The 25764-nt window shown below is 67.3% G+C and carries 16 protein-coding genes and 10 pseudogenes; 13 read left to right on the top strand and 13 right to left on the bottom strand.

Annotation, left to right across the window (positions count from 1 at the left end):
* Positions 1-6 precede the first annotated feature (6 nt).
* Both G412_RS34945 and G412_RS0117810 read right to left on the bottom strand, forming a co-directional pair.
* A complete protein-coding gene (locus G412_RS34945; protein ID WP_051338462.1) occupies positions 7-888 on the bottom strand; it encodes a PaaX family transcriptional regulator C-terminal domain-containing protein in 882 nt (293 codons plus the stop codon).
* 35 nt (positions 889-923) lie between these two features.
* Positions 924-1559: a GNAT family N-acetyltransferase gene (locus tag G412_RS0117810; RefSeq protein WP_037649127.1), complete on the bottom strand. Its 636-nt coding sequence runs from the start codon at positions 1557-1559 to the stop codon at positions 924-926.
* A 122-nt stretch (positions 1560-1681) separates the two neighbouring features.
* Between G412_RS0117810 and G412_RS0117805 the strand changes: the two genes are divergently transcribed.
* Complete coding sequence (locus G412_RS0117805) at positions 1682-2725, top strand: alpha/beta hydrolase family protein (RefSeq protein WP_051338437.1); 1044 nt, start codon at positions 1682-1684, stop codon at positions 2723-2725.
* A 723-nt stretch (positions 2726-3448) separates the two neighbouring features.
* Here G412_RS0117805 and G412_RS0117795 read toward each other — a convergent pair.
* Together G412_RS0117795 and G412_RS0117790 are read right to left on the bottom strand one after the other, a co-directional pair.
* Entirely contained in the window at positions 3449-3835 is a 387-nt protein-coding gene (locus G412_RS0117795) for a hypothetical protein (RefSeq protein ID WP_028813269.1), read from the bottom strand.
* Positions 3832-4128: a type II toxin -antitoxin system TacA 1-like antitoxin gene (locus tag G412_RS0117790; RefSeq protein ID WP_244283072.1), complete on the bottom strand. Its 297-nt coding sequence runs from the start codon at positions 4126-4128 to the stop codon at positions 3832-3834. Before G412_RS0117790 ends, G412_RS0117795 begins: the two co-directional genes overlap by 4 nt.
* Before the next feature lie 926 nt (positions 4129-5054).
* Here G412_RS0117790 and G412_RS40985 point away from each other — a divergent pair.
* Positions 5055-7076, top strand: a complete 2022-nt coding sequence (locus G412_RS40985; protein WP_051338436.1) for a polymorphic toxin-type HINT domain-containing protein — start codon at positions 5055-5057, stop codon at positions 7074-7076.
* Positions 7077-7577, top strand: coding sequence for a hypothetical protein (locus G412_RS0117780; protein WP_028813267.1), 501 nt, complete (start codon positions 7077-7079; stop codon positions 7575-7577).
* Here G412_RS0117780 and G412_RS0117775 read toward each other — a convergent pair.
* Positions 7540-8955 (bottom strand): hypothetical protein, encoded by a 1416-nt coding sequence (locus G412_RS0117775; RefSeq protein ID WP_157839120.1) that lies wholly within the window; start codon positions 8953-8955, stop codon positions 7540-7542. The two genes, G412_RS0117780 and G412_RS0117775, sit on opposite strands and share 38 nt — an antisense overlap.
* 536 nt (positions 8956-9491) lie before the next feature.
* Positions 9492-10181 (bottom strand): annotated as a pseudogene (locus tag G412_RS34930) (NsdA family TPR-like regulatory protein); the annotation flags it as partial.
* A gap of 38 nt (positions 10182-10219) precedes the next feature.
* Here G412_RS34930 and G412_RS40980 point away from each other — a divergent pair.
* Both G412_RS40980 and G412_RS40975 read left to right on the top strand, forming a co-directional pair.
* Positions 10220-10351: pseudogene (locus G412_RS40980) on the top strand (NADP-dependent oxidoreductase); the annotation flags it as partial.
* Positions 10350-10716: pseudogene (locus tag G412_RS40975) on the top strand (IS1380 family transposase); the annotation flags it as partial. The pseudogenes G412_RS40980 and G412_RS40975, both read left to right, overlap by 2 nt.
* Before the next feature lie 205 nt (positions 10717-10921).
* On the opposite strand, the gene G412_RS40970 reads toward G412_RS40975, so the two are convergent.
* From G412_RS40970 to G412_RS0117745, 5 genes and pseudogenes are all read right to left on the bottom strand, one after another.
* Positions 10922-11164, bottom strand: a complete 243-nt coding sequence (locus G412_RS40970; protein ID WP_244283114.1) for a hypothetical protein — start codon at positions 11162-11164, stop codon at positions 10922-10924.
* Between the two features lie 77 nt (positions 11165-11241).
* Positions 11242-11907: pseudogene (locus G412_RS34920) on the bottom strand (hypothetical protein).
* Positions 11908-12056: 149 nt separating this feature from the next.
* On the bottom strand, positions 12057-12539 hold the full coding sequence (locus tag G412_RS0117755) for a DedA family protein (protein ID WP_028813265.1): 483 nt from the start codon (positions 12537-12539) through the stop codon (positions 12057-12059).
* Positions 12540-13213: 674 nt separating this feature from the next.
* Positions 13214-13417 (bottom strand): annotated as a pseudogene (locus G412_RS34915) (ATP-binding protein); the annotation flags it as partial.
* Between the two features lie 171 nt (positions 13418-13588).
* A complete protein-coding gene (locus G412_RS0117745; protein ID WP_244283070.1) occupies positions 13589-14758 on the bottom strand; it encodes an amidase domain-containing protein in 1170 nt (389 codons plus the stop codon).
* 819 nt (positions 14759-15577) lie between these two features.
* Between G412_RS0117745 and G412_RS41790 the strand changes: the two are divergent.
* Positions 15578-15709: pseudogene (locus tag G412_RS41790) on the top strand (IS701 family transposase); the annotation flags it as partial.
* Positions 15710-15959: pseudogene (locus G412_RS40965) on the top strand (IS701 family transposase); the annotation flags it as partial.
* A gap of 472 nt (positions 15960-16431) precedes the next feature.
* On the opposite strand, the pseudogene G412_RS41785 reads toward G412_RS40965, so the two are convergent.
* Positions 16432-16581 (bottom strand): annotated as a pseudogene (locus G412_RS41785) (transposase); the annotation flags it as partial.
* 28 nt (positions 16582-16609) lie between these two features.
* Positions 16610-16810 (bottom strand): type II toxin-antitoxin system VapB family antitoxin, encoded by a 201-nt coding sequence (locus G412_RS0117735; protein WP_028813263.1) that lies wholly within the window; start codon positions 16808-16810, stop codon positions 16610-16612.
* A gap of 169 nt (positions 16811-16979) precedes the next feature.
* Between G412_RS0117735 and G412_RS0117725 the strand changes: the two are divergent.
* The 6 genes and pseudogenes from G412_RS0117725 to G412_RS41780 all read left to right on the top strand — a co-directional run.
* Positions 16980-18139, top strand: a pseudogene (locus tag G412_RS0117725) (IS701 family transposase).
* Between the two features lie 301 nt (positions 18140-18440).
* Positions 18441-18833: an SseB family protein gene (locus G412_RS0117720; protein ID WP_037649175.1), complete on the top strand. Its 393-nt coding sequence runs from the start codon at positions 18441-18443 to the stop codon at positions 18831-18833.
* Positions 18834-18901: 68 nt separating this feature from the next.
* Positions 18902-19444 carry a hypothetical protein gene (locus tag G412_RS34905; RefSeq protein ID WP_157839119.1) on the top strand — a complete coding sequence of 181 codons (543 nt, stop codon included), beginning with the start codon at positions 18902-18904 and terminating at the stop codon, positions 19442-19444.
* The gene (locus tag G412_RS34900) at positions 19444-24204 is read left to right on the top strand and encodes a putative T7SS-secreted protein (protein ID WP_051338432.1); all 4761 of its coding nucleotides are present in this window, start codon (positions 19444-19446) and stop codon (positions 24202-24204) included. Before G412_RS34905 ends, G412_RS34900 begins: the two co-directional genes overlap by 1 nt.
* An 8-nt stretch (positions 24205-24212) precedes the next feature.
* A complete protein-coding gene (locus G412_RS39710) occupies positions 24213-24638 on the top strand; it encodes a hypothetical protein (RefSeq protein WP_157839118.1) in 426 nt (141 codons plus the stop codon).
* A gap of 94 nt (positions 24639-24732) precedes the next feature.
* Positions 24733-24863, top strand: a pseudogene (locus G412_RS41780) (IS630 family transposase); the annotation flags it as partial.
* Positions 24864-25764 lie beyond the last annotated feature (901 nt).

Here is a 25764-nt window from a genome sequence, read left to right as displayed (position 1 = left end):
GTCACGTCAGTGCCCGCTGCTCGCGTTGCGGCGGCCCTGGGTGAAGCGCTGTGCCCGGTCTGCTGCTTCTCGGGTGATGTCGGCGTAGAGGCGGAAGAGGGCCGGGCGGGCTTCGCCGTGGTCTCGTTCGTGCAGGGCTGCCCAGCACCGGGCGATGAGCTCTCGGGCCTGGGTGCCGGGCCAGGGCTGGGGCAGGAGCTGAGGCGGCAGCAGCGGGTCGGGCTCTATGGAGCGGGTGAGTTCGGCGGCCAACTCGACCGCGATGGTGAGGAGTGCGGATGGGGACAGTCCGGCAGGGCCGGTGAGCCGGTCGAGTCGGGGCTGGGCGATGCGGCTGAGGCGGTGGTAGCGGTCGGCGATCTCTTGCAGGGGCCACAGGCGGCGGGCGAGTTCGGCAGGCTCTTTGGTGTCGCCCCTGCGCAGGTCCGTCGTGGTGAGGAGGGTAAGCGCGCCGTGGGCGCCGAGGCGGTGGGCCGCGTCTTCGACGTACGGCTCCCAGGCGTTGGCGCAGACGTACAGTCCGCCCTGGAGCGGGGCGCCCCCGAGGTGGACGAGTGTCTCGCGCAGGGAGTCGCGGGCGGTGCGCGCCGATTCGGGTATCGCGAAGGCGGCCAGGTGCCAGATGCCGTCCCAGGGTGCGAGCCCGGCGTCCTGCTGGAATGCGTGCCGGAGGAAGTCAGCGTTGGGGGCGAGGGCACGCTTGGTGTCCTCGGTGGCATGCAGCTTCGCCTTGCGGCCTCGCCCCTCGTGGGTGAACCGTTTTTCGGTCACGAGGCGTTTGATGCACAGCCGTACCTGCTGATCGCTCATGCCGAGGGTGTTGGCGATGGTGTACAGCTCGTCCGTGCCGACGGTGCCGTCTTCGCGGATCAGTGCGTGGACGAGCATGCGGGTGGGGACCTCGACGTGGTCCGCTTCGGCGCTCACAGTTTTCTCGCTCCTCTGGTTCCGACGGGGCGGTGCATGGTGGTCACCGCGCCGAAGCCCAGCAGCCTGCGCAGGTAGGGGGTCTGCTCGGTCCGTACGGCCGTGAAGCCGCGCCGCTCGTACAGGGCTCTGGCGCGCGGGTTGGTGTCGATCACGTCCAGTCTGACCTCCCGGCAGTCCTGCTCCGCCGCGACGGCGGCCACTTCCTCGATGAGCAGGCTCCCGACGCCGCGGCGGCGTATGTCCGGGTCCACGGCGATGCCGTCCATGACGAGTTGCCCAGGGGCCGGGTGGCGTTCGAACAGGGCGAGGAGCAGGAGTCGGTGCAGTCCTCGCAGGTGTCCGTACGCGCGCAGCACGGCGGCGGCCGATCCTCCGGTGAGGGCCCGGCCGCCGAGCTGGTAGCCGGCGAGGCCGACGAGCCGCCCGTCGAGGAGCGCGCACACCGCGCGATCGGCGTTCAGGTGGGCGGCGATGAAGGGCACCGCCTTGTCCGGCGGGTTCAGCGCGGGGCCGAGTTTGCGGCCGAAGGCGTCCCAGTACAGCTCGGCCGCCCGCCGCTCGGCTCCAGCCGGAACACCCCGCCGCACTGTCACCGGTCCAGTGCCCGTGCCCATCGCGTCCAGTCCCATGTCCGTGCCCCCTTTCTCATTGCCACCCACAACAATCTGAATCTATCATGAAGTCTACGACCGTTTCGTCTGTGATAGTTTCAAGCGCCACGCGTACCCCTGAACAGAGGCGGTCAGATCTCATGTGCCCAACAACCCAGTTCCGGCGATGCGGGCTCGGCATCGCCGTGTGGTCACTCGTCAGCGTCCTGGTCGTGGCCGCCGGTCTCGTCGGTGTGGTGCTGTGGCAGCACTCCTACGACATGGACGAGCAGCGGGTTTCGATCCGCCACGGCGGCCACACCCTCAACGGCGTACTCGCCACGCCCAAGGACGGCCGCAAGCGCCACGGACTGGTCGTGTACCTCCACGGTGACGGGCCCGTCGACGCCAGCCACGACGACGGTTACAAGCCCACGTGGGAAGCGAACGCCAAGGCCGGGTACGCCTCCCTGTCCTGGGACAAGCCCGGCGTCGCCGGCGCACCCGGCGACTGGCTCGACCAGTCCATGGACGACCGGGCCAACGAGGCAGCCGCCGCCATCGCCTGGGCGCGCGCCCGCCCGGACATCGACGGCGACCGGATCGGGCTCTGGGGCGCCAGCCAGGCGGGCTGGGTCCTGCCGAAGGTCGCCGCCAAGACACCGGTGAGCTTCGTCATCGCCGTCTCACCCGCCATCAACTGGCTGCAGCAGGGCCGCTACAACCTCCTCGCCGAGCTGCGCGCCGACGGGGCATCGGCAGCCCGTACCAAGGCCGAGATCGCCAGGAGCGACACCACCCGCCGGCTGCTGAAACGCCACGCACCCTTCGAGGAGTACACCAAGGCCATGCGGGGCGACACCGACGGCATGACCGCCGACCGCTGGCGCTTCATCTCCAAGAACTACACCGCGGACGCCACGCAAGACCTGCGCGCCCTGCGGGGCGTACCGGTGATGCTGACCCTCGCAGGCCATGACATCAACGTGGACACCGCTGACACCGAGCGCATCTACCGCAAGATGCTGGATGCAGGCGGCGTATTGACGGTCAAGCGCTACCCCGACGCGGCCCATTCACTGGTCAAGCACTCCATCGAGCAGTCCGACCTCAAGACCACGCTCACCGCACTCTTCTCCCCGCGTTCGCTCTTCGCAGACGGATTCCTGGACAACCAACGGCAGTTCCTCAAGGAAATCGGCTGAGACGGCAAAGCCTCTCCATGGCACCTACACCCCTGCGAGGCCGCCACGGCGCGTGGTGCACGTTCGCGTGTACCGCCCGGTGGACTTTGAGGTGAACGCGGACAGCACCTGTGTGACGGCGTCGATCTTGACGCCGTTCTCCTCCGTGGAGTGCATCAGGTGCGTCGCAAGACGGAAATGGAAGCACAGCTATGAGCTCTGTGAACTCCGCCGGAAACCCGGCCACCACGCCGACACCGACCCGGCCGCGCACCGGCCCCGCCGACTGTCGACCGAGTCGAAGTCGGCCCTGAAGACCACCGAGCGCGCGCGATCTACAAGGCGGCGTTCGATCAGGCATCGGGTGCGGAACACGCTGACGAGGTCACCAAAGATTTTTCGTATAGCCGTGGGGAGGCAGAGGCCATGATCGGAACCGCTGCTAGCCTTCTTCGCGTCGTTCCCGCTCCCATGAATATCAGTCCCCCGCGGATGGGCGAGCGAACCCGGACCAGTTGGTCTGCGCTCGTGGGCGGGGCGCTGCTTTAGTTCTCGCCGGCCCGCAGCGGCGACGCTGGGTGGGGAACTGCCTGGGGGGTGGAGTCGTGCTCTGGGTACGTCCCCGACGAGGAGGGGCGCACTGGTCAGTCAGCTCGGGGTCGTGCCGGTTTCCGCCGATGGGCGTATGTACGTCGAGTAGGCCATGGTTCCGCTCCTCAGGGGCGCCGGTCAGGTGCGGGAGAGTCAGCTGGCGGTCCAGTCGCGGAGCTGGCGGGCGATGCGGGCGACGCCGAGCGTCCCGGCGGCGGCGTCGCGCACGAGGGCGACGGCTGCTTTGGGCGGGTAGTCGAGCCGGTGGCCGTTCAAGGTGAGGTAGGCCTCGGTGGAGTGCCAGGCGAAGGCCTCGCCCGAGTGCTCGAGGCACGGCAGTTTCGCCAGAGTCTGCAGCAGGGCGGCGGCCTTGAGGTGGAGGGAGCCGTAGATGTCGCGTTCCATGGCGCTGGCGTTGACTCGGGCGACGGCCGCGTACAGCGGTCCGAGGTCGTCGACCTGTGGGTCGCCGTCGAGGAGCTCGGCGGCGTGCAGGAGGAAGGTGATGTCGAGCGGGTGCAGCGGTTCGGGCTGACTCACGCGGCCTGGCCCCGTTTCTGCTGCTCAAGCTCGGCACGGGCCTGCTGCTCGGCGGCCCGCTGCTCCTGGGAGGGGTCGGCGGTGCTGGGTTCGGCGGCGAACGCGGCGCCGCTGCGCGCCATCGACTCCTTGAAGCCGTCCAGGAACCGCTGCTCGACGGCGGTCGCGCGGGCGTAGGCGGCGGAGAGGATGTATTCCTGCAGGCTCACCCCTTCTTGCTTGGCGGCGGCAGCGATCGCAGCCCGCTGCTCCGGGTCGGGGAAGCGCAGATTCATGGCTTTGGGTTCCGTCATAGCACCAACGGTACCAGTGGTACCGCAGGTCGGGAGGGCTCTGCCGTCGGCGACGCGCGGCCGCCGCCCGCTATGCCGGGAGGGCGGGGCCTACTGCTGTTCCTCGTACTGGATGCACCCCTGGGTCGGATGCGCCAAGTCCTTGGGTTGGCTGCCGGGCCGGACGGCCCAAAGGGGCGGATTGTGGCACGGCAGTGGAGTGACAAGGCCGGGATCGCGCTCCTGCCAGGCGTCGTACGCGTCGCGTACCTGGCGTGGAGCCTGGCCGGTGTAGCGAGTCGTCGTGAAGGCAGCCGCCACCTGGCATCTTCGCGACGTGCTCCATCCGGGGGCATCGTGGGTGGGCTTTGCTGGCCTGGACTGGGTAACGGGTGCAGCGCTCAGCTTGCTCTTGACCGTGCTCGCGTTCTTCGACTTGGCGGCGATCGCCGCGCTCTGGCCACGCGTCTCGCCGCACCTTCTCCCTCACCACGCTGTACGAGGTCGTCCACGTCTGGCAGGCCCGCATTGACTCCGTCCCGGCGGTCGACGGGTCCTCGCCTCCGGCAAGGACGAGACCGCTTCTTCGCCTGGAGGACATTTGCAGGAAGCGCCGGTGACCGGTCAGCCGTACGCGGTCCGGCTCTCTGCGCAGGCCGCGAAGGCGCTCACCGGCTGCCCGAGCGCGCGGAAGAGACGGTCTGGGACGTCCTGGACGCCGCGGCGGCCGGCCCCTGCGGCTTCCGCCAGTGGGACGCCGGTGACCCCCGATGACGAAGACGTGCGCATCGCGTCCGTCGGTCAGCTGTCCGTCATTTACTGGATCAACCGACCACTGTGACCTGTCCGTTCGCGCTGATCGGTGGCGGCGCCATGTACGCTACTGATCGGTAACTTAAAGGGGGAGTTCTCGTCCGAGGACTCTGGGTTCGCGCATGCATCACCGTATGACGCGGCATACTGTCGCGTTTCTGACGGTCCTGGCGGTCTTTCTCTGCCTGGGCCTGGGGGAGAAGACCGCGGCGGCGGCCGAGGGTATCGAGAACCGCAAGGCGGCCGCTGACGCCACCGAAAAGATCGCGGGAATCGTCAAGGCCGCCGCCAAGTACTCCGGCTGTGGAGCCAAGCCGCTGCTGGAGAAGCCTGCCTGCTACCGGGAGTTCGCCGACAAGGCGATCCGGGTCGGCGTCGGCGTTGGCGTGGCTGGATACGCCATTCACTACCTGCACAAGGACAGCACCCAGCACTTCGCCAATCTGCGCAAGGAACTCGCCGGATTCGAGCAGCTGAAGGAGGCGGTGAAGCAGGACCCCTCCAAGATCGCCGACCCGGCCACCAGGGCTGAGGCGGAGAAGCGAATCCACGCCGCCTACACCGCCGCACGGGAGGATGTCGATCACCGGCTGGCGAAGGTCAACCAGACCATCCAGACCGTCCTGGCCCTGGCCGAGGTCACCGTCGCCTTCCTGCAGATCATCTTCGCGCTGGCTGCCATCGTCGGCGACCCGGAGTTCCAGAAGGCCGCGAAGAGCATTAGGACTGGTCTGGAGGGAATGGGCAAGGACTTCGGCCAGATCAACGCCGGTCTGCGCCAGATGAGTCGGGCCATGGACGACATGAACAAGTCGCTGGGCGAGGTCAACGGTGCGTTGGAGCAGATGAACCAGGGGATCGGCCAGGCCAACAAGGGCATGGAGGAGTTGAACCAGGGGATCGGCCAGGCCAACAAGGGCATGGGGGACATGAACCGGGGGATCGGCCAGGCCAACAAGGGCATGGACGAGCTCAACAAGCACGTGCCGGGCATTAAGAAGGGCGCCGAGAAGCTCAAGGAGATGCCCGGTATCGAGTTCGACTTCTCCCACATCAAGGACACCTGGAGCTCCGGCACCTCCGGACTCGACGCCGACGAGCAGCAGCGCCGCATGGGTCTGCTGCTGGACCTGATGCCCGGGATCGGGGACGGCAAGGGCGTCATAGAGGCCGTCACGGGCAAGGACCTCGCCACTGAGGAGGAGCTCAGCGGGCTCGACCGGGCCATGGGCGCGCTGGTGGTACTGCGCTGGCTCAAGGTCGGCAAGAAGGTCCTCACCGGAGACCATGTGAGGGACGCCCGTAAGGCCACGTGCGTCGCTGGAAGTGTCACGGACAACAGCTTTCCGGCCGGAACTCTGGTCCTCATGGGCGACGGCACCAGTACGCCGATCGAGCGGATACGCGAGGGCGACAAGGTCCTGGCCACCGATCCTGAGACGGGCCACACCCGGCCGGAACCTGTGACCGACCTGATCACTGGATCCGGGGACAAGCGACTCGTCACAGTCACCGTGGACACCGACGGCACGGCCGGCGACCGCACGGACACGATCACGGCGACCGATCACCACCCGTTCCGGACGCTCGGCCCCGACGGCTGGACCTACGCCGTCGACCTCACGCCCGGGGCGTGGCTGCGCACCAGCACGGGAACGTCCACGCAGATCATCGCGGTCGATGCGAGTACCGTTCCACAGACGGTCCACAACCTCACCGTCGCCCGGCTGCACACGTACTACGTGCTCGCCGGAAGCACGCCCGTCCTGGTCCACAATGCCAAGAAGAACAAGTGCAGCCTTGAGATCGACCACGTCGGCCAGGTGGACCAGGACTGGGTCACCAAGGGGGCTCACGTCAACATGAAGGACGGCATGGAGGTAGTCCTGCGCCCCGACGGCAAGGGCGGCATCCGGGGCGAGGCGTTCCGGCTGTCGCGCGGCATCGCCACGCAGAAGCAGGTCGACGCCGTCATCGCGACGATCAAGTCCGACCCCAAGGTGCGCGCGGACATGATCAGGGTGACGAAGGGCGCCAAGGAGGTCTTTGAGTCCAGCGCCAAGGCCATGAAGGAAGGCCGCAATCCGCAGTGGCGCTTCAGCAACGACCGGACGGCCGAGCTGCAGGCGCTGATCGAGGCAATGGAGAAGATGTAGATGTCCGATCTGGATTGTTACGCCCACGTCGCCGCCCGCGGCGACGTACTGGGCGTGGGCATCGGCGCGCAGCCCGCCGAGTGGGTGGACCGGCTGGGGACCGACTACGTCGACGACGCGGACGGAGGTCTGCTGCGGCGTGACTACGGGCTCGTGGAGCTGTCGTTCCAGGAGGAGCACGGTGCCTGGCCCTGCTTCGGGATCAGCGTTCAGGTGCACCGGCTGCGGTGGGACACGGAGTCGGCCGTGCCGGCACCCCTCCGGAGCGCGTACGGCGACTTCGCCCCTCGGGTGCCCTTCGAGGACCTGGTCGCCGCGATCACCGGCCTCGGCTGTTCGGTCGAACCGGACGACGACGGGACGGCCGCGGACTTCCACCGCTACCGGGTTCCCGAGTCCGGCGTGAGGATCTTGGTCCGCGTGGACGCCGCCACCCATGGGCCGACGGGTGACGTGTGGAAACTCAGCGTGTCTCCCGCCTGGTGGCGCGAGACCGGCTGACGGGAGCTGGGCCCCGGCCGACACATATCGGCCGGGGCCCGGGCGCCACGTGCCGGCGTCGGTGCGAGCGCCGCAGTGGCGCTCGTTCTGATGCAAGGGTTATCGCGCGGAGCTGACTTCGCGCATGCCGGGGGCGGCACCCGCGCCGGCCTGCCGCCTCCGTCATGCGCGAAGTCAGGACGCTGCCAACGCCGGCGCTGTTTCCCGGCCGTCGGCCTGGCCGGGTGACTGACGGGGCTGGCGGGCGAGCCATCCGCAATGGTCTTGATGTGAGCCGTGATCCACCGGTGTCCACATGTGGCAACCGGCGTATCCACTCGCACGCACGCGAACGCGTTATCCCGAGGGAGGCGTTCACGGAGTCGCTCAGGCTGCCCGTCAACTCACCGAGACGTACAGTCTGGTCGTCCTCTGTCAGATGCGCGGTGACACCCAGGGACGCCCACATGGCCACCATTTGCCGGCCGCAGTCCTGGAGAGCGCGGTCCACGGCTGCGAAGTCGGCCAGCGGCGGCAGGGTCCCAGTCGTATTCAGCACCTCGCGGATGTGCGTCCATACAGGGCCCAGAAGCTGCTGGACTGCAGGGTGGTCCGCGTAACCGGTCAGCAGGGGCTCGTTCCCGCGAGCCTTCTCCACGGCGTCCGCGTGTGCGATCAGGTTGAGCATCGCGGCGGTGTCGAAGAGCAAGTCTCCGTACATCTCGTTCAGGCCGATCTTGTGCGTTCGGTAGGCGTGGACGAGATCGGCCCATCCAGGGTGCACATCATCGAGAAGGTCGGAGAAAGCGTTGCGGTAGTCCTCGCCGAGAAAGTCGGCAAGGTTAAGCGGCCTGGACTCTCCGCCATCGCGCGGCGTTACGGTGGCGAACTGGCCCAGGAGTGCGTTGGAGAACATGTCGCACCGGAACTCGTCGGCGGCCTCGTACGCCCAGATCGCGGCCGCCTCCTCCGGCGTCTTGTCACGGGCTGTTTTGGGCGGCCGTGTACCGGCTACCGCGCGGAGTCGGCCGATGATGGCATGCCCGTACTCATGCGCGATCAGGTGAAGGAGCTCCACCTGGTCCAACTCCTCCTTGACTGTCGCATCGCCGGCATCGAGAACGATGACCGTCTCGCTGAAGTCACGGACCAGACTGATCGTCTTGCCCTTCACGATGCCGCCGCCGGACCGCTCGGGGGTGAAGTCCCGCTCGATCTCGCTGTGCGCGCGGACCGACGCCGTGATGTCACCGGTGAGCACCACCGTCAGCATCATCTCCGGAACGTCGAACTCCTCGGCGATCACACAGATCGTGGCGTGCACGCTCTCGATGAGCCCGGCGAGGTCCGGACGGGCGCCGTGCTCTTCGATCACGGTCAGGGCGAAGGTGGTGCTCACGGTGTCCTCTCGTCCACAGAGTAGATACTGAACATCGTCGCCCCCAGCACTGACACCGACCCACGCAACCTGTGAGAAGGCCCGTGGGAGCCGTACTGCGCCCGCGCAGTTCGGCATCAGCCGCGCGCAGGCGTACCAGCTGCTGAACGTCGCCCGCGCCCTGGGCGCCATCCGCGGCGCCGTCATTGCCGATCTGTCTCACACGCCAGGCCGACCCGGCCGCTCGACTACGGCCTGTCCCAGCACGCCCTGATCGCCGTCTCGGGCCGTACGGGCGAGAGCAGGGCGGTGACGCTGTATTGGGACGGCAGGCGCTTCGATACCGCGACAGCGAAGCGTGTGGGCAAGAGCTTGAGTCACACGTGGTCGAACTTGCAGACCGGTACCGACACAAAGCTCTGCGTGAAATTCAAGGGGTCCAACCGTATGGCGTGTGAGAAGACGAAGTACATCGGAGGCCGTGCCCAATTCTGACCTGCCGGGCTGGCAGCCCCTCGCTGCGTCACCGGCCGCCGACCTCACTCGGTCGGCTGCGCTCAGCCTGCCGCGGCGAGGTGGTTGTGGATCCGCTCTCGCAGTTCCCGCTCGGGTGCTGTCTCTGCGACCGGCTCGGCTTCCGCGTACAGCTCGCCGAGCCGGTCGGTTACGCGGCGGGAGCGGACGGTGCCGAGCATCTGCAGGCAGTGCGTGGTCTCCTCGGCTGCTCCATCGACGTCGTCGGCGGCGAGGTGGGTACGGGCGAGGCCGAGATGCTCGAAGGCCCGGCTGCGCCGGCGATGGTCAGGGCGGGCGGCGAGGGCTGCGCCCACGAGGTCGGCGGACAGACGAACGTGGCGGGTGCGGGCCGTGCCCTTGTCGAGGTGCCTGGCAGCGATCTGGTGCGCCATGCCGAGAGTGGCCTGGAGTTCGGCTGCGTCGAAGAACGCCATGTGAGGGTCCTCGTCGGCCGGGTTGACACGGTCGAAGGCGGCGAGGGCTCGGTCGGCTGCCGCCTCGCTGTCGTCGATGCGGCCGAGGATCGCCTGGAAGCGTGCCTCCAGGGCCACGAGCATCGATGTGGTGGCGGGGGAGAGGTGCCGGCGGGCGCCGTACTGGGCGAGCGCGACCAGGTCGGGGGCGTCGTCGACGTGGCCGAGGTGAGACATCTGCCGGGCCATGCATTGCAGGATGTGGGCGCCCAGACGGCGGTCGCCTCCTTCTGCCGCGGCGTGCAGGGCTGCCACGAAAGTGCGCTGCGCATTGGCGTGGCTGCCCGCATCGAACGGTCCGCAAGCCCGCCCGGCTGACCCATGTGCAGGCCGCCGCGCTGCCGCTGGCCGCGATGACCGCCCGGCAGGCTTTGGTGGATGTCGCGGGTGTGCGCCCCGGACAGAGAATGCTGATCCATGCGGCGGCGGCGCGAACGTCCCCACCCCGGAGCCCAGCTCTCGCTCTTCAACCAGGACGAGGACCTGCGGCACCAGGTCATCCTCACCGACACCCCGTTCACATCCGGATCGGCCCAATTACTGGAGGTCCGCCACCGCGGACACACCACCGTCGAGGTCCACATCCGGTGCGGCAAGAGCACCGGCTTCGGCCGCTTCTCCTCCCGCCACTTCCCGCTCAACACCGCCTGGCTGACATGGGCCGACCTCGCGCCTCGCGGCGATCGACCTCCTCGCCCGGACCCGCGTCCCCCTGCTGGACGGCGAACTCGCGGCTGCAGAACCCAAGAAACTCCTCTACCGGATCCTGCACGTCACCGCCCTGATCACCCAGGGCCGGCCGCCGCCTCCACGTTCGAGCTCCAGACCGGCCCCAGTCGGTATCGGCCCCCGCGGCCGAGGCGCGGCTTCGCGTGCCGGTGGCGTCTGTCTCCTGCCAGTCGGTGGCTGCGAGCTCGGCCCATGTCAGTCAGGTGGTGCCGTGCACGTCGTCCGGGCCACCGTAGGCGGCGTACTCACTGCGCAGCCCATCGGAGGCGTCATCCGGGAGGCCGCGCCCCTCGGCCAGGGGGGTGGAAGCCGAACGAGTTGCGGATTCCGAGGAGGCAGGCCAATCCGTCGTAGGCGTTGCCCCTGTTCAGCAGGAAGAGGTCGATGCCGGCTTCCCATACGGTGTCCTCGTTGTCGGGGCCCCACAGCCGGGCCCCCGGCCGACACTCGATCAGTCCACTCACATCGGTCGACATGCCGAGGTCCTGCCTGCGCAGGCCAGGAGCCAGCATCTCCATTTCCCGCGCGCTCGCGCACACACATGGTGACTGAGCGATAGTTGGCCCGTCCGGTCACGTAGGTCGAGCGGTCAGCCGCCGTGGAGCCCCCACTCGTCGAGGCCGCCGTAGACGTGGGCTTCGAGACATTGAGGTGCGTCAAGGCCGACGGTCTCGCCTCGGTAGACGGCGATGAGTGAGTCCTTGCCTCGCCACCGGGTTTCGGTCAGGCCCTGCACTTCAGGTACCGGGTCGTAGCCGCCGAGGTCCAATGCCTCCACCGCCTTGCCCTTGATCCTTGTGACGGTCTCGGCCCAGCGATGGGCGTGGGCGGCAAGGGCCAAGGACTCCACCCATCCGTCTGTGCTGGTATGCAGGGGTGTCCAGCGGTAGGCGTCGATCCCGAACGCGCCTTCGGGACCGATCATGAATCCGTAGGCCATGGACACCCGGCAACTCCCTGCCGGAAACTACCATCCCTCTGTGGCCGAGCCCTCGGGAAGGTCCGCGTCCGGGATGCGGGGGCCGCCTTCATAGAAAGGGGCAGGAGGCAGGGCAATCCCACCCCAGCGGTCCTGGAAGGCCGCGGCCCGTTCGATCTCCGCAGCGGGGATCCCGTACCCGATCCACGCGTCGCGGTGGCGTCGCCGAATGTCCTGCCGGGGGACACGGACGCCGTCCACCTCGACGAACCTCTGGGCCCGGCGGCTCAGGCCAGCAGGCGCGACCGGGATTAGCGATACGGAGTTGTCAGCCATCACTGCTGCTCGCCGCTGCCGCATGGGGTACGGCTGCCGCGATCTCCCGCATGCGGTCGAGTCGATCCCCGTGCGCTGTTCGACGGGAGAGCTGAGGCCGCGTGCGCGTCCATCTCGCCCGCCGCGGCATCCGCCCTCGCGGGACGGGCTCATGATTCCTCGGCCACGGTGTCACGGGAGGACAGGGCCGCCCTCCTTCTGCGGTACACCACTACCCCGCACACCGCGAGGAGCAGTACGGCCACGGCGGACACCCCGAGGGCCGTCTGCTCGGCGAAGAGCCTTCCCAGCACTCCTAGCACGCCGAGCCCCACGGTCGCGTAGATCAGCGCCCAGGCCGCTCCGCCCACGAACAGGGCGGGGAGGTAGCGCGGCAACGGCATGCGCATGCTGCCCGCGAGGAAGTTGGCGGCGGTCTGGAAGCCGACGGTCAGGAAGGAGACGGCCACCACCGGCGCGCCCCACCGCTGGATCGCCCGCTCGGCGCGCCGGAACTTCGCCGAGGAGATCCGCTCGGCGAACCTGCTGCGCCGGGCACCGGCGCCGGCGAGCCACCCGACGGCGAACGTCCCTCCGGCGCGGAGCAGGACAATGACATACAGGGCTCCGGCCGTGAGCGCGATCCTATCCACGCCGCCCCGTCCCGAGCTCCGGGCCGGAATCCGGGACGCCCGTCATCCGCATGGGCGTCCCGCCCCAGCGGGCGCACGACGGCGCACTAGCCCGGTCCCCGTCTCTCACCTGAGCCCTGCCTCTGCCCGTTCCGTCCAATGGGTTGGTTGCCGTCCTATGGGTTGCCACCTGCGGCACCGGGCTCGAACCTGCAGCCAGGCAAGGTTAGCCTAACTGAACGCGCATGCGGGGGGGTACAGGGGTGCAGGGCTGCCGGAGGAGCGATGGGCGGCGTCAGTGAACCTGGTCGGCTCACCAACGGCGTGGGCCCTGCCGGTGCGGCAGGGGCCTCGCTCTGGCTGATCGCCCCCCTGGGAGCGACTTCTGAGCATCGGAGTTGTCCAGCCGGGCCAACTGGCGTGCCCAGTCACATGGGGCACTCTGTGTCCTGTCTCGCCGAAGGCTGAGCGCGTCTCATTGAACCTTGATCGCACGGGCGTCGTCGCAGTACTGAACGAGCGGCGACTTGATCGGCTGGTGTGCCGGGCGGCGGTGTCGTCCAGTACTCGTCCTCCCTCGCAGCTCCTGGAGAGGTCCGACGGCCAGTGGGGGTCCTGGAACCGGACCGCTGCTACGTAACGGCGGTGTCCGCTTCTCTCCTCCTGTGGACGATCGCGTTATTCCCCAGGGGTAAGTTCACGACGAGCGGATACCAGTCGCTGGGCGCCCGGTTGCTGGTGATGATCAGGGACCTGCCCTGTCGCTCGCTGACCAGCTCGTAGAGGTCATCAGCCTGGGACGCTCCGAGCTGGCGCATGGCGAAGTCGTCGAGGATGAGCACGTCGGGCCGTACCAGTTCACGGATCCGCTTGTCCCAGGTACGGTCCGCGTGGCCGCCGATCGGTGCTTCTTCCGGCGTAACGGCAAGGCATGTCCGGCATGGTGGGTAAATATGGAACGGGCGCTCGACCCGGTTCGTGCCCAGGCGCGGAACCGGTGTTCTCGCGACGCTGCCCGTCGCCCCCGAGCGTGGGCCCCCTCCTCCAGGGCTGAGGGGGCCGCGGCTGTGTCAGGTGCGGTAGGCGAAGTACGTGGCGTTCGGGTAGGAGGCGATGATGCTCGCCACCGACTTCCGGTAGGTGTTGGTGGAGTGGTAGGTCAAGTACGGCGTACCCCAACGGTCCCGGTAAGAGACCATCATGGTGTGGTCCTTGGATCCGTTCCGGTCGAAGTCCATCTGGAGAACGTCACCGACACCCATCGCCCAGACGTTGGAGAGGTTGGTCGTCCGCTTGCTGGAGAGGGCGAACCATGACCACTCGTTGACGCCCACGAAGGACAGGGTGTTGCCCAGCTTCGGGTCGCTCCACCACTTGCGGTAGTCGTCCCAGGAGCCGGGGGCGTGCTTCCAGCCGCCCGCCTTCAGCGCCTGGCTGACGAAGTTGGTGCAGTCGCCGCCGGCACCCGCGCTGTCGTACGAGGGGTAGGCGGGGTTGTACCTGCTCCAGTACCTCTCCGCGTACGCTCCCATCGCCGCGTAGTCGAGACCGTTGCTGTTGCTGGTCGGCTTCCGGGCGGGCAGCCGCGAGGGCCGCCTCGTGGACGCGGGGGTGGCGGTCGGCAGCCCGTTGTCGGCCGCGGCCTGGACCTGCGGAGCCTTGAGCGGGGCGTTGACGGCGGCGAGGCCGGTATCGGTGGGACGTATACCGGTGAGCGACCACCGGCCGTCCGGCGTCCTGGCGAAGGCGAGTTCGTGGTACGCCTGGAATCCGGTGGTGGCCGGCTCGTTCCCCCGGATCTTCTTGTACGTGAGCGTGGTGGACTCGGTGACGCGGACCGAGGCCTTGCCGCCGCGCACCTCGACGTCGTTCACCTTCACGTCGGTGTCGGCGGCGGTGTACGCCTCACCCAGTTCCCGCAGGCGCTTCTTCCGGTCGCGCAACGAGGTCTCGGCGCCGTCCTCCGACCGTACGAAGCCGGCCGACAGGCGCACGTCACCACTGGCGGGCGACCCGGACCGCCGGCGCTGTGGGCCGTCGAGCAGGGCGGCCGTGCGCTCAGTCAGCACGGCATCCGCGACCCGCCCGAAGGCGTCGGCGGCTGGACGGTCGGCAGTGCCTGAGCCGGCCGGAACGGCATGCTTGTACCAAGAGGCACCCGCGGTGCCGGGCAGCACGACCGCGGCGGCGGCAACCGCGAGCGCGGCGCCCACCATGGCCCGGAACGTCGTTTTCTTCACGAAGGCTCTCCCTTGTAACCCCGGCCCGCCCCACGGAGCACGGGGGACGAAATCTTCGCACGAAGTCATACGATGTGAAGAGTCTGTGTGTTGCGGAATCGCTACAAGATGCTTCGGAGCGGGCCTTCTTGGCGACGGGAGGGCGGGCTCGCGGCGGACGGCCTCGGCGAGCCAGGCCTCTCGAATCCCCGTCAAGCGGCGGTCGGCACACTGCATACCCCACCAAAGCCACCGGCCACCATGTCCGTTGGGTAGCGACGCCGCTCGCGAAGCCAAGGGGGGAGGGAGGCGCGCACAGCAGGACCGGCCCGGGGGAGAGGCGCGCGGACGGCCGCCACTTGGCGCCGGCTCGTCACGGGCCGGCGCCTGCGACTCGTCGTCGGTGGACACGCTATGGCGCTCGCACTGGCCTCGGGGCTGGCCTTCAGCGGGGTCGGAAGCCCCATCCTCCTGGGGGCTGTATCACCTTCTGGTCGATCATCGCGTGGGGACCCACGCCTCCAATTCAGGGCCGCATCACGGGCGCTGATGGACCGCAGGCGGGCATGACCGCCATGGCGCTCAACATCGCGGGCCTCTACCTCGGCAGCGGCGTGGCCAGCGCCATCGGAGGCATTGTCATCGGAGCCTCCGACGTCCGCTACGTGCCCGTCGCAGCCGCCGCGGTGATGCTCCTCTCGTTCCTCCTCACCCCCGAGCAACAAACCCCCGGTAGCGGGAGTTACTCAGCGCGAAACGGTGAGCGAGACCCAGACCGCCGGCACCTAGTAGTGTTTCGTTACGGTGGTGATCTCACCTGGTGGTGGACATCGTCCTGGCATGAGGTTGGGGGAGGTGGAACGACTCCGGGGTGAGTTAACGGAGTTCGTTACCGATGTGTTCGCCTCGCTGCCGCGGCGGGATCAGCGGCGATGGGGTGCGTGTTATCTGCGGGGCCTGATGCTGGATGCCCTGCCCGCCCGGACGCTCCTGGTCGAATGGCCGGACGGACACGACACTCCGTCGGACTACTGGATATCGAACCTGCCCGCCACCACTGCGGCCGCTGACCCGGTGCAATGGGCGAAGATGCGCTGGCGGATCGCACGGACTCGGACTGTCCCACTTCGAGGGCCGCACCTGGCACGGCTCGCACCACCACGTCACCCTCGTCACCACCGCCCATGAATTTCTCACCCTCCAGGCGCCTCGACCCAAAAGTCCGCACACCGGCCTGACCCTCTACCAGGTCCTCGATCTCCTGCAGGAACTACTGAGGTGCTGGGTCGTTACCTGCACCACGTGCGGACAACCTCTACCCACCCAACGAAGCCGCCACAGACAGCCCAGAACCTAACGAAGCACTACTAGCCGCCCCCCGGACACACTTGCCTCTTCCCTTCGGCTATCGCGTGGGGAAGATTGGACATCACATGGCAATCCGGTCTGTACAGAACCCCGCAAGCGGTCCAGACGAGCAGGACAGCACTGACCATCGCCCTCCTGCACCTCTGCACAGGGCGTGACCGGTACGGCACGGCCCGGGAACACCCTGCGCGTCAGCAGGGCTTCTGTCGGTCGCCGCTCGCGCTTTGGGCAACGGGAACCAGACCAGGGCTCGCCGCGGCCGGCCACGTCCGGGCGCCCACGGTTCAGCCCGGCATACAGGGCTCCGTGTCCACGCCGGTGTTCCGGCGTGAGCGCCAGACCATCCGCAGCCCAGCGCTCGTGTAGTCCGTGATCGTGCAGACCGTCTGCTTTGACACCTCCGCGCCGTAGACGTCGGCCAGGTGAGAAGAGATCTCCCCGTGCGTGAGGCCCTCCGCCGACAGCGACAGCACCAAGCTGGAGCGACGTCACGCATCACAGTGGTCAGCCTTGGGGCTCCTGCGGTTTGACCTCGACCTCGTGCTGGCTCTGCTCCTTGAACTCGGTGCGTGCCTCGGTGCGGTGTCCCCGGGCGATGTAGTCACGCACGACTGCTTCGACGGCGTCCTGGGGCGAGCCGACACCGGCCAGGACCATTACTTCCACCACGAGTTCGGCATCGAGACTGATGTTGACCTTGGCCACGAGCGGCCCCCTTCGTCGGGCCGGGACTATAACAGCCCACAGCAGCGACTCGTTCCCGCCGCGGTTCAATAGAACGGGACAACAACAGGGCGAACGTTGCCTGATACGGCACTAATACTGCAACGGTCTTTGCGGTGACGGTTGGGCATGCGGGTCGTTGGGCCTGATCATGGGTGGGAAACTTGCTGAGGTCTGGGCGTGGGTTGGTGAACTGGAGGCTCTGCACGAGCGGTCCGTGCACCGTTTCTCCAGGTCGGAGCCGCGTGAGTCGGCTCTGGCGTACATGCAGGGGCTGATCGCTCCGCTCGAGCGGAAGAACGGCTGGCGCTGGCGGAGGAGGCGGGTCACGCAGGCCCTGACCGGATCCACCGGCTGCTGAACCGGATCGACTGGGATGCCGGCGAGGTCCTCGACGACGTGCGGGACTACGTGGTCGAGCACCTCGGCGCCCCGGAGGCGGTCCTGATCGTGGACGACACCGGATTCCTGAAGAAGGGGATGGCCTCGGCCGGGGTCCAGCGGCAGTACTCCGGCACCGCCGGGCGGACGGAGAACTGCCAGGTCGGGGTCTTCCTCGCCTATGCCACCGAACGCGGCCGCACGCTGATCGACCGCCGTCTCTACCTGCCCACGTCGTGGACGGAGGACCGTGACCGGTGCCGCCGGGCCGGCATCGACGACGCGGTCAGCTTCGAGACGAAGGTGACCATCGCTAAGGCGATGGTCCGCCGCGCAATCGACGAGAAGATTCCGTTCCGGTGGGTGACCGCGGACGCTGCCTATGGCTTCTCCAAAGGCTGGCGCACCGAGCTGGAGCGGGCGGACGTCTTCCACGTGATGGCCACCACCCGCCACGACACCGTCGTGACCCGCTTCGCGATCGACCACCCTGTGCACGACCTGTTCAATGGCCTGCCGAGGCAGAAGTGGAAGCGCCGCTCTTGCGGCAACGGAGCCCACGGTCCCCGCGTTTATGACTGGGCTCGGGTGGAGGTCCGCCCCTGGCACCGGGAAGACCGGCGGCACTGGGTGATCGCCCGTCGCAGTGTCCGCCGGCCCGAGGAGATCTCCTACTACATCGCCTATTGCTCAGTCGGCACCACACTCGACGAGCTCATCCACGTCGCCGGTGCCCGGTGGGCGATCGAGGAATGTTTCCAGACCGCCAAGCAGGAGTGCGGACTGGACGACTACCAGGTCCGTCGCTACCCGGGCTGGCACCGCCACATCACCCTCGCCATGGCCGCCCACGCCTGCCTCACGATCCTGCGGGCCCGCGAACTCGGCACAGGGAAAGCAGAAACGGATCCCCCGGACTCGTCCCGCTGAGCCTCCCTGAACTGCGACGCCTGATCCACCACCTCACATACCGCCGGCCAGCCCCGGTCGACCACGTTCTGCACTGGTCACACTGGCGACGCAGACGGCAGCACCAAGCCCGCATCAGCCACTACAAACGGCGCGGCCACATACCACCTGAACCTGCCCAACCGTCACCGCAAAGACCGTTGCAGTACTAGGCTTCTCTACGTCACTTGCGTGTCCGGTGTCGCATGCCGTAGGGAGGGTTGTCGGACCTGTCGGTTACGGTGAGGGTTCGCGTACGCAATGAGCAACGGGGGTGGCGGGTATGCGTGGTGAGGCGTTGGCGTTGCGGTTGACGGAGTTGGCGGGGACTGGTGAGGGGGACCTTCGGTCGCTGGTGGGTGAGTTCCGGCGTAGTGAGGTGCTGGTGCCCGTGGTGGACGGGGCGTTGCTCTCGGTGGCGACGGGGCCGGTCCGCTGGTTGTTCGCTTTCACGAGCATGGAGACGCTGGAGTCCTTCGCCGGGCAGCGGGGCGAGGTCATCGATGAGTGGGTGCCGGTGTTCGGGGCCCGGCTTGTGGATCAGGTGATTCCGGATATCGGTGGGCTGGTGGGGGTCGCGGTCGATGTCGCAGGTGCAGCTCCGATGATGTTGCCGCCGGTACGCGGGATTGTGCCGGATGTGGTGGCGCTGGATGGGGTGGGGGCTGCGGTATGAGTGGCGGGGGTGGGTACCGGGCGGATACCGAGTCGCTGGGTGAGATCACCAGGGGCATCAATCGGGCGATGGATGAGCTGAAGGAGCTCGGGCTCGATGTCGATGCGAATCTGGGGCGGGGCTTCGACGAGTTGGAGCTGGCCGGGTTGGAGTTGGGTGACAGGGCCCTGCAGGAGATTTTCGCGGAGTTCTGCGACCGGTGGGGCTGGGGAGTACGGACCCTGATGCAGGACGCGAGCGATTTTGCGTTCGGGCTGGGCTTGAACGCAGGGCTGTATCACGAGCAGGAACGGTATGCCGCGAACACGTTCAAGACGGTGTGGAATCAGGTCGGCGGCAACCCGTATGCCACTCAGGAGGAGATCGAGAAGACGTCCGTGAAGGACACGATGCTCCAGGGCAACGTGATCGGTCATGTGATGGACGCGGACTACAGCGTGGAGTCCTTCGTGGAGGCCGAGAACGCGAAGCGTGAGGCTGATGCTCAGGTGGTGGAGGACTTCGAGACGTCGCCGTTGACCGGGTGGCAGGAGGACACCGAATGGCAGTGGGACGGCCCGCCCGAAGCAGAGCAGAGCTCTGCCGGGGGTTCTGCGGGGGGTGAGCGCTGATGGGGCTCGACCTGCCCGATATAGGCAGCGCGATCAAGAGTGGTGTCGACAGCATCGGCGCCAAAGCTGAGGGCGCCCTGGATTCCGCGAAGGAGAGCGTCGGCGAGGCCACTCACCGGGTCACGGACAAGGTGGCCGACGGGTTGTCCTCGGTGGGCGCCGACCGGATCGCCGAGGGCGTGCGGGACTACGGCGAAGGTGTGAGCAACCGCCTGGGCGGCGATGTCCCCGAGCGGCAGCTGGGCGAGAGCGATGACCCCAGGGAACTCATCCACGGCAGCGCCCCGGCGATTCAGGCGCGGGCGTCCCATCTGGCTGACTTCGGCAAGGCGTTCGAGTCGGTCGGTCAGGGTTTGCGTGGTCTGGACAGTGGTGCCTGGCAGGGCAAGGCGGGTGACGCGTTCCGGGAGAAGTTCGGGATGCAGCCGCCGGCGTGGTTGAAGGCGGCCGACTCGTGTGAGGAGGCCGGCAAGGCTCTGAAGGCGTACGGGGAAGCGGTGAGCTGGGCGCAGGGGCAGGCTTTGGCCGCGATCGAGGCGTACGAGAGTGCTCAACGGGCGAGTCAGAGCGCGGCCAAGGTGTATGACGCGCAGGTCGCCCAGTACAACCAGGCCGCCACCCAGTACAACAAGGTTGCCGCGGCGGGTGGTGATCCGGGCCCCAGGCCGACCCAGCCGGGTAGCTTCCAGGACCCGGGCGAAGCGGCCCGACGCGAGGCGCAGGAGATCCTGACCGAGGCCCGCCGCCAGCGCACCGAAGCGGCACGCGACGCGTATCGCCGTGTGAAGCAGGCTTTGGAGCAGGCGCCGCAAAAGCCGGCGTTCAGTGACCGGCTCGGTGCCGAGGCCAAGGACCATGTGCTGAGTTCGGGCATGGAGCTTGCGCACCTGGTCGGCGGTTTCGCCAAGGGTGCGGGCGAGGCGGTGGTGATGGTGCGCACGCTCAACCCGTTGGATCCTTACAACCTGACCCATCCCGCGGAGTGGAGCAAGCAGCACCATGCGCTGGCGATGAATCTGCTCGGCACGGTGGCTCATCCCGAGCGGATCCCGAAGGGCATCATCGGCTCCGGGTGGTCCAGCGACCGAGGAGACGCCGCCGGTGGATTGCTGTCCAACCTGATCGGAACCAAGGGCGCGGGCGCGCTGGCCAAGGGCGCCGCCCGGGGAGCGGCCCGAGGAGCGGGCACGGGTGCCGCACGCCGAGGTGTCGGCGGGGCGCTCAAGGACTTTTCCCGGGAGCTGAAGTGCAAGTGGTTCGGCGACCCCATCGACATGGCCACCGGCCGGATGGCGCTGTCCCAGACCGACGTGTCACTGCCCGCCCGACTGCCGCTGGTCTTCACCCGGCAGTTCGAGTCGTCTTACCAGGCCGGCCGCTGGTTCGGCCCCCACTGGACCTCTACCGCTGACCAGCGCCTGGAGATCGACGCCGAAGGCGTCATTTTCATCCGTGACAACGGGGCCATGCTGGCCTACCCTCACCCGGCGCCCGGCGTGCCGACTCTGCCCCTGGAGGGCGGCCGGTACCCGCTGACCATCGACGCCCACGGCGATTACACGGTCACCGACGAGCTGAGCGGCCGAATATGGGACTTCGCCGCCCCGGGCGGCGACGGCAACGGCATCGCGCTCCTGGCGCAGATCATCGACCGCTCGGGCCAGTGGCTCACCTTCGAGTACGACACCGAAGGCGCCCCGACAGGCGTCGTGCACTCGGCCGGCTATCACCTCAAGATCACGACCGCCGAGGGCCGAATAACCGCCCTGCACCTCGTCCACGCGTCAGAGAACGGTGGCGACCAGGAACTGGTCCGCTTCGGCTACGACGTACACGGCCACCTGGCGACGGTGACCAAATCCTCCGGCATACCCACCCGCTTCACCAACGACTCACTCGGCCGCATCACCGCCTGGACCGACACCAACAACTCGTCCTACAGGTACGTCTACGACGACCAGGCACGATGTATCTCTCAGTCAGGCGAAGCCGGTCACCTGCGCAACACATTCACCTACGACGACACCGATCCCCAGACCGGAAACCGGGTCATCACCGCCACCAACTCTCTGGGCCACAGCACGCGCTACCACGTCAACCGTGACCTTCAGGTCGTCAAAGAGATCGCCCCGGATGGGGCCACCACCCTCACCACATATGACCGGTACGACCGTCCCGTGAGCGTCACCGACCCACTGGGCCGCACGATCAGCTACGCGTACGACAAGGCCGGCCGCACAGTGATGGTCGTCCGTCCAGACGGCCGCTACACCAGCGCCGGCTACAACGACCAAGGAATGCCCGTCTCCATCGCCGGAGCCGATGGCATATACATCGCCCAGTCCTTCGACGAGTTCGGCAATCGCACGGAGCAGATGGATTCCTCGGGTGCCACGACTCGTTTCGCGTACGACGAGCTGGGCCACCTGTCCGGGGTGACGGATGCACTCGGCGCGAGGACGACGGTCCGCTGCAACGCCGCAGGCCTCCCTCTAGAAGTCACCAACCCCTTAGGCGCTGTGACGCGTTATGAGCGGGACCGTTTCGGACGTCCTGTCGCGGTCACCGACCCGCTGGGCGCGAGGACGCGGCTGGTGTGGACGGTCGAGGGAAAGCTGGCCCGGCGCACCGCTCCGGACGGGAGTACGGAGTCGTGGACGTACGACGGGGAGGGCAACTGCACCTCGCACACGGACGCGATGGGCGCGGTCTCGACCTTCGAGTACACGCACTTCGATCTGATGTCGGCTCGCACGGGTGCGGACGGGGTCCGCTATGAGTTCGAGCACGACACGGAACTCCAGCTCCGGAAGGTCACCAACCCCCAGGGCCTCACCTGGAGGTACGAGTACGACGCGGCTGGCCGCCTGATAGCCGAAACAGACTTCGACGACCGGGCGCTGACGTACACCCATGACGCAGCAGGCCAGTTGACGACACGGACAACAGCCTCCGGTTCGTTGATTCGCTTCGAGCGCGATGTGCTGGGCCGCACAGCGAAGAAGGATGCCGCTGGGGCGGTGACGTCATACGCGTACGACGTCATGGGCAGCCTTGCCCGGGCGACCGGACCGGACGCAGACCTGACGCTGGAGCGGGACGATGCAGGGCGCCTGCTGGCTGAGACGGTCAACGGCCGTACGGTGACGTACACCTACGACACACTGGGCCGCCGAACCGGCCGCACCACCCCAATGGGTGCGGTCAGCATCTGGAAGCACGATGCTGCAGGCAACCGCACCGAACTGAGCACCTCTGGGCGGGCCTTGACCTTCGCGCACGACGCGGCAGGCCGCGAACTCTCCCGCCACCTCGGCGGAGCTCTGACTCTCACCAGCGCCTTCGACGACCTCGGCCGCCTGACCAAACAGGAGCTGTTCGGACCGGCCAACCAGCGCATCCAACAGCGCGCCTACGCATACCGCCCGGACAGCAACTTGGTCGGCATCGACGACCAGCTCAACGGATCCAGCCGCTTCGACCTGGACGCGGCAGGCCGGGTCACCGCGGTCCACGCGGCAGCCTGGACGGAGAAATATGCATATGACGAGGCGGGCAACCAGACATCGGCATCCTGGCCGACCCCCATGCCGGGTCAGGATGCGGTGGGCCCGCGTACCTACACCGGGACACGAATCCGTGCTGCGGGCGGAGTCCGCTACGAACACGACACGGCGGGCCGCATCACACTCCGTCAAAAGCCGCGCCTCTCCAGCAAGCCGGACACCTGGCGCTACACGTGGGACGCGGAGGACCGCTTGGTCTCGGTCCTCACACCGGACGGTACGACCTGGCGCTACCTGTACGACCCACTGGGCCGCCGCATCGCGAAACAGCGCCTTGCGGCAGACGGCTCCGAAACGATCGCGGAACAGGTCGACTTCACCTGGGACGGCACCACGCTGTGTGAACAGACGGCTTACGCGCCGGATACGTCATCGGGCGGGCTGACCCTGACCTGGGACCACGACGGCCTACGCCCCCTGACTCAAACGGAACGCATTACGGCAGCCGACGCCTCCCAGGAGGACATCGACTGTCGCTTCTACGCGGTCGTCACAGACCTCGTCGGCACCCCGACAGAACTCGTTGACGAACAGGGCGACATTGCGTGGCGGACCCGCAGCACGCTCTGGGGAAAGACGGCTTGGAACCGGACGGCTACGGCCTATACGCCACTGCGATTTCCTGGGCAGTACTTCGACCCGGAGACCGGTCTCCATTACAACTACTTCAGGCACTACGATCCGGAGACCGCGCGCTACCTCACCGTTGATCCTCTTGGGCTCGACCCCGCTCCCAACCCCACTGCCTACGTGCACAATCCACACACGTGGACCGATCCTCTGGGGCTGGCAGCCTGTCACGAGTACCACACGATACAAGACCCAGTTGACGCAGCTCGATTGCGCCAAGGTGGTGAGCCCTGGCCAACAGATGACACCCGAGGTCAGTACGGAGAGGGCGTCTACGCGTGGGAAACCCGGGCAGCTGCAGAAGCGTACGCGCAGAGGCTCCGCGATCGCGGATTCGAGGTCGACATATTGTCGTTCAAGATCTCGGGCGACGACTTCGGGCGAATGAACAGGTTTGATGTTGACGGCAAATCAACCGACGAGGTGGATACTTTCATGGAGGCGCATAGTCGCCTGTATGGAGACGGACTGCCTCACGCTTATGATCATGTCAGAGGGTACACCGGGATGGGGATCGAAAATTATTTCAGTCGCTCCGTATTCCACTTGCTGAAATTCGACTAAGGGCGACCATGGAAACATCATTCAAATACCGACTCCGCAGCCCGGTTGGCGGGCTGGCTGCCAACTTGACAGCCCGCACCCTTGTATCCACTCCGCCCGCCGACCACTCACTGCGGATCCACCAGCAGGTTTGGCTATCCCACCCAATTGGCGGACTTTACTGGAAAGATGCCGCTTGGCTCTCCTTTGGGCTGGCGCTGCACGCAGAAATCTTGGCGTCACGCTATCCCGAAGGACTTGGTATTCAGGTAGTCTCGCTTCAAGCGCCATTGAGTGACTACCGATCCGAAGTTGCTGCACTCGCAATGGACGGGTGGCTGCGCGCTGAATTCGATCTACCAGCCGCCGGAGTCGAAGTTACGTTTAGGGAAGCAGACGGTGAATATATTTTCCATTGGGGAAATATTGAATCACCATTTGCGGATCGCCCATGAGGGTGAAGTGGGCGAGGTATGACCGGTCGTTATTGAGGTTTTCGGTCTGGCATCGGGTAGTGACGTGCGGTGATCCCTGCGGTATGCCGTTGCTATGCGTTATGGCGAGGGTGGGGTCTGTCCGCTGAGCGTCGGGTGGCTCGTGAACGGTTGCGGCTGGAGGCCGGTGGGCGGTTCGCGGCAGGTGAGCAGACCGCGGAGATCGCGAAGGATTTGCTGGTGAGCGGGGGACGGTTTCATGCGAGCTCCGCCGAGAACAACGCGTCCCATGTAGGTCTTGCGCGGCTGGACCGGAGTCTTCATTCGGGCCGAGGGACCTGGGCGGTCCCCACTGGGTTTCTTGTCCGGTTTGATGGCTTTGTCGGCCGCTGAGAGTTCCTCACGGGCCTGCGGCTTTGACGGCCGTTGCTGCACCGGCTGGAGTTCCAGCGGTGAGGAACGGTTCCCGGCAGGCAGCAACACCCTCGGGTGCGGCTTCACCTGAGGTGTTACAGCGGTACAGCCGGTTACGCCCAGCAGGACGATGAAGACAATGGGCATGATCCGGTAGCGCACCCGCTCACCCTCTCGCAGTCTGGTGACCGCGTGGAGCGCCCACGCCCGGACCCACCAGCACGAGTGACGCCTGGGCTCGGGCGCGCGCCGTCATGGTCAGACGAAGGGCGCTGCCGATTAACGCGATCACCAGCAGGCCGACGAGGAAGAGTCCGGATGACGCGGCCCGCCCGGTCGACGTGCGAAGGGTTCCCGGGCGGGCTCCGCTCTCCGCTGCCCTGAATACCTGCCTCCGTGAGTGCGACACGGCTGGTGCGTGGGCTGAACGGGGTGACCCCGCAGGGCGGCGCAGAAGAGTTACGAACAGCTGGCAGCTTGCAAAACGGACTTCTGAGAAGCGTCGCCGGAGGAGAAGGTGCGGGATTCCGCGTCGGCGTCGCCGCAGCCAGCGAAGCATCACAGACTCTTGAGCACGGCCTGGACCAGGCGTACAGGGCCATCGGTCACGTCTCGCCAGGGAATCGGCCAAGCCTCTGCTCTAAGAGGTCGTTTCATCCTGTTGTTTCATCCTGGGATGCGGCTTTGATGTGCTGGTGTCGGGTCGCGCCAGGAGATGGTGTTCTCGCCGGTG

The sequence above is a fragment of the Streptomyces flavidovirens DSM 40150 genome, from assembly GCF_000429085.1.
GTDB classification, from domain to species: domain Bacteria; phylum Actinomycetota; class Actinomycetes; order Streptomycetales; family Streptomycetaceae; genus Streptomyces; species Streptomyces flavidovirens.
Note: the sequence above shows the minus strand (reverse complement) of the source record. Positions and strands in the feature narration are given on the sequence as shown.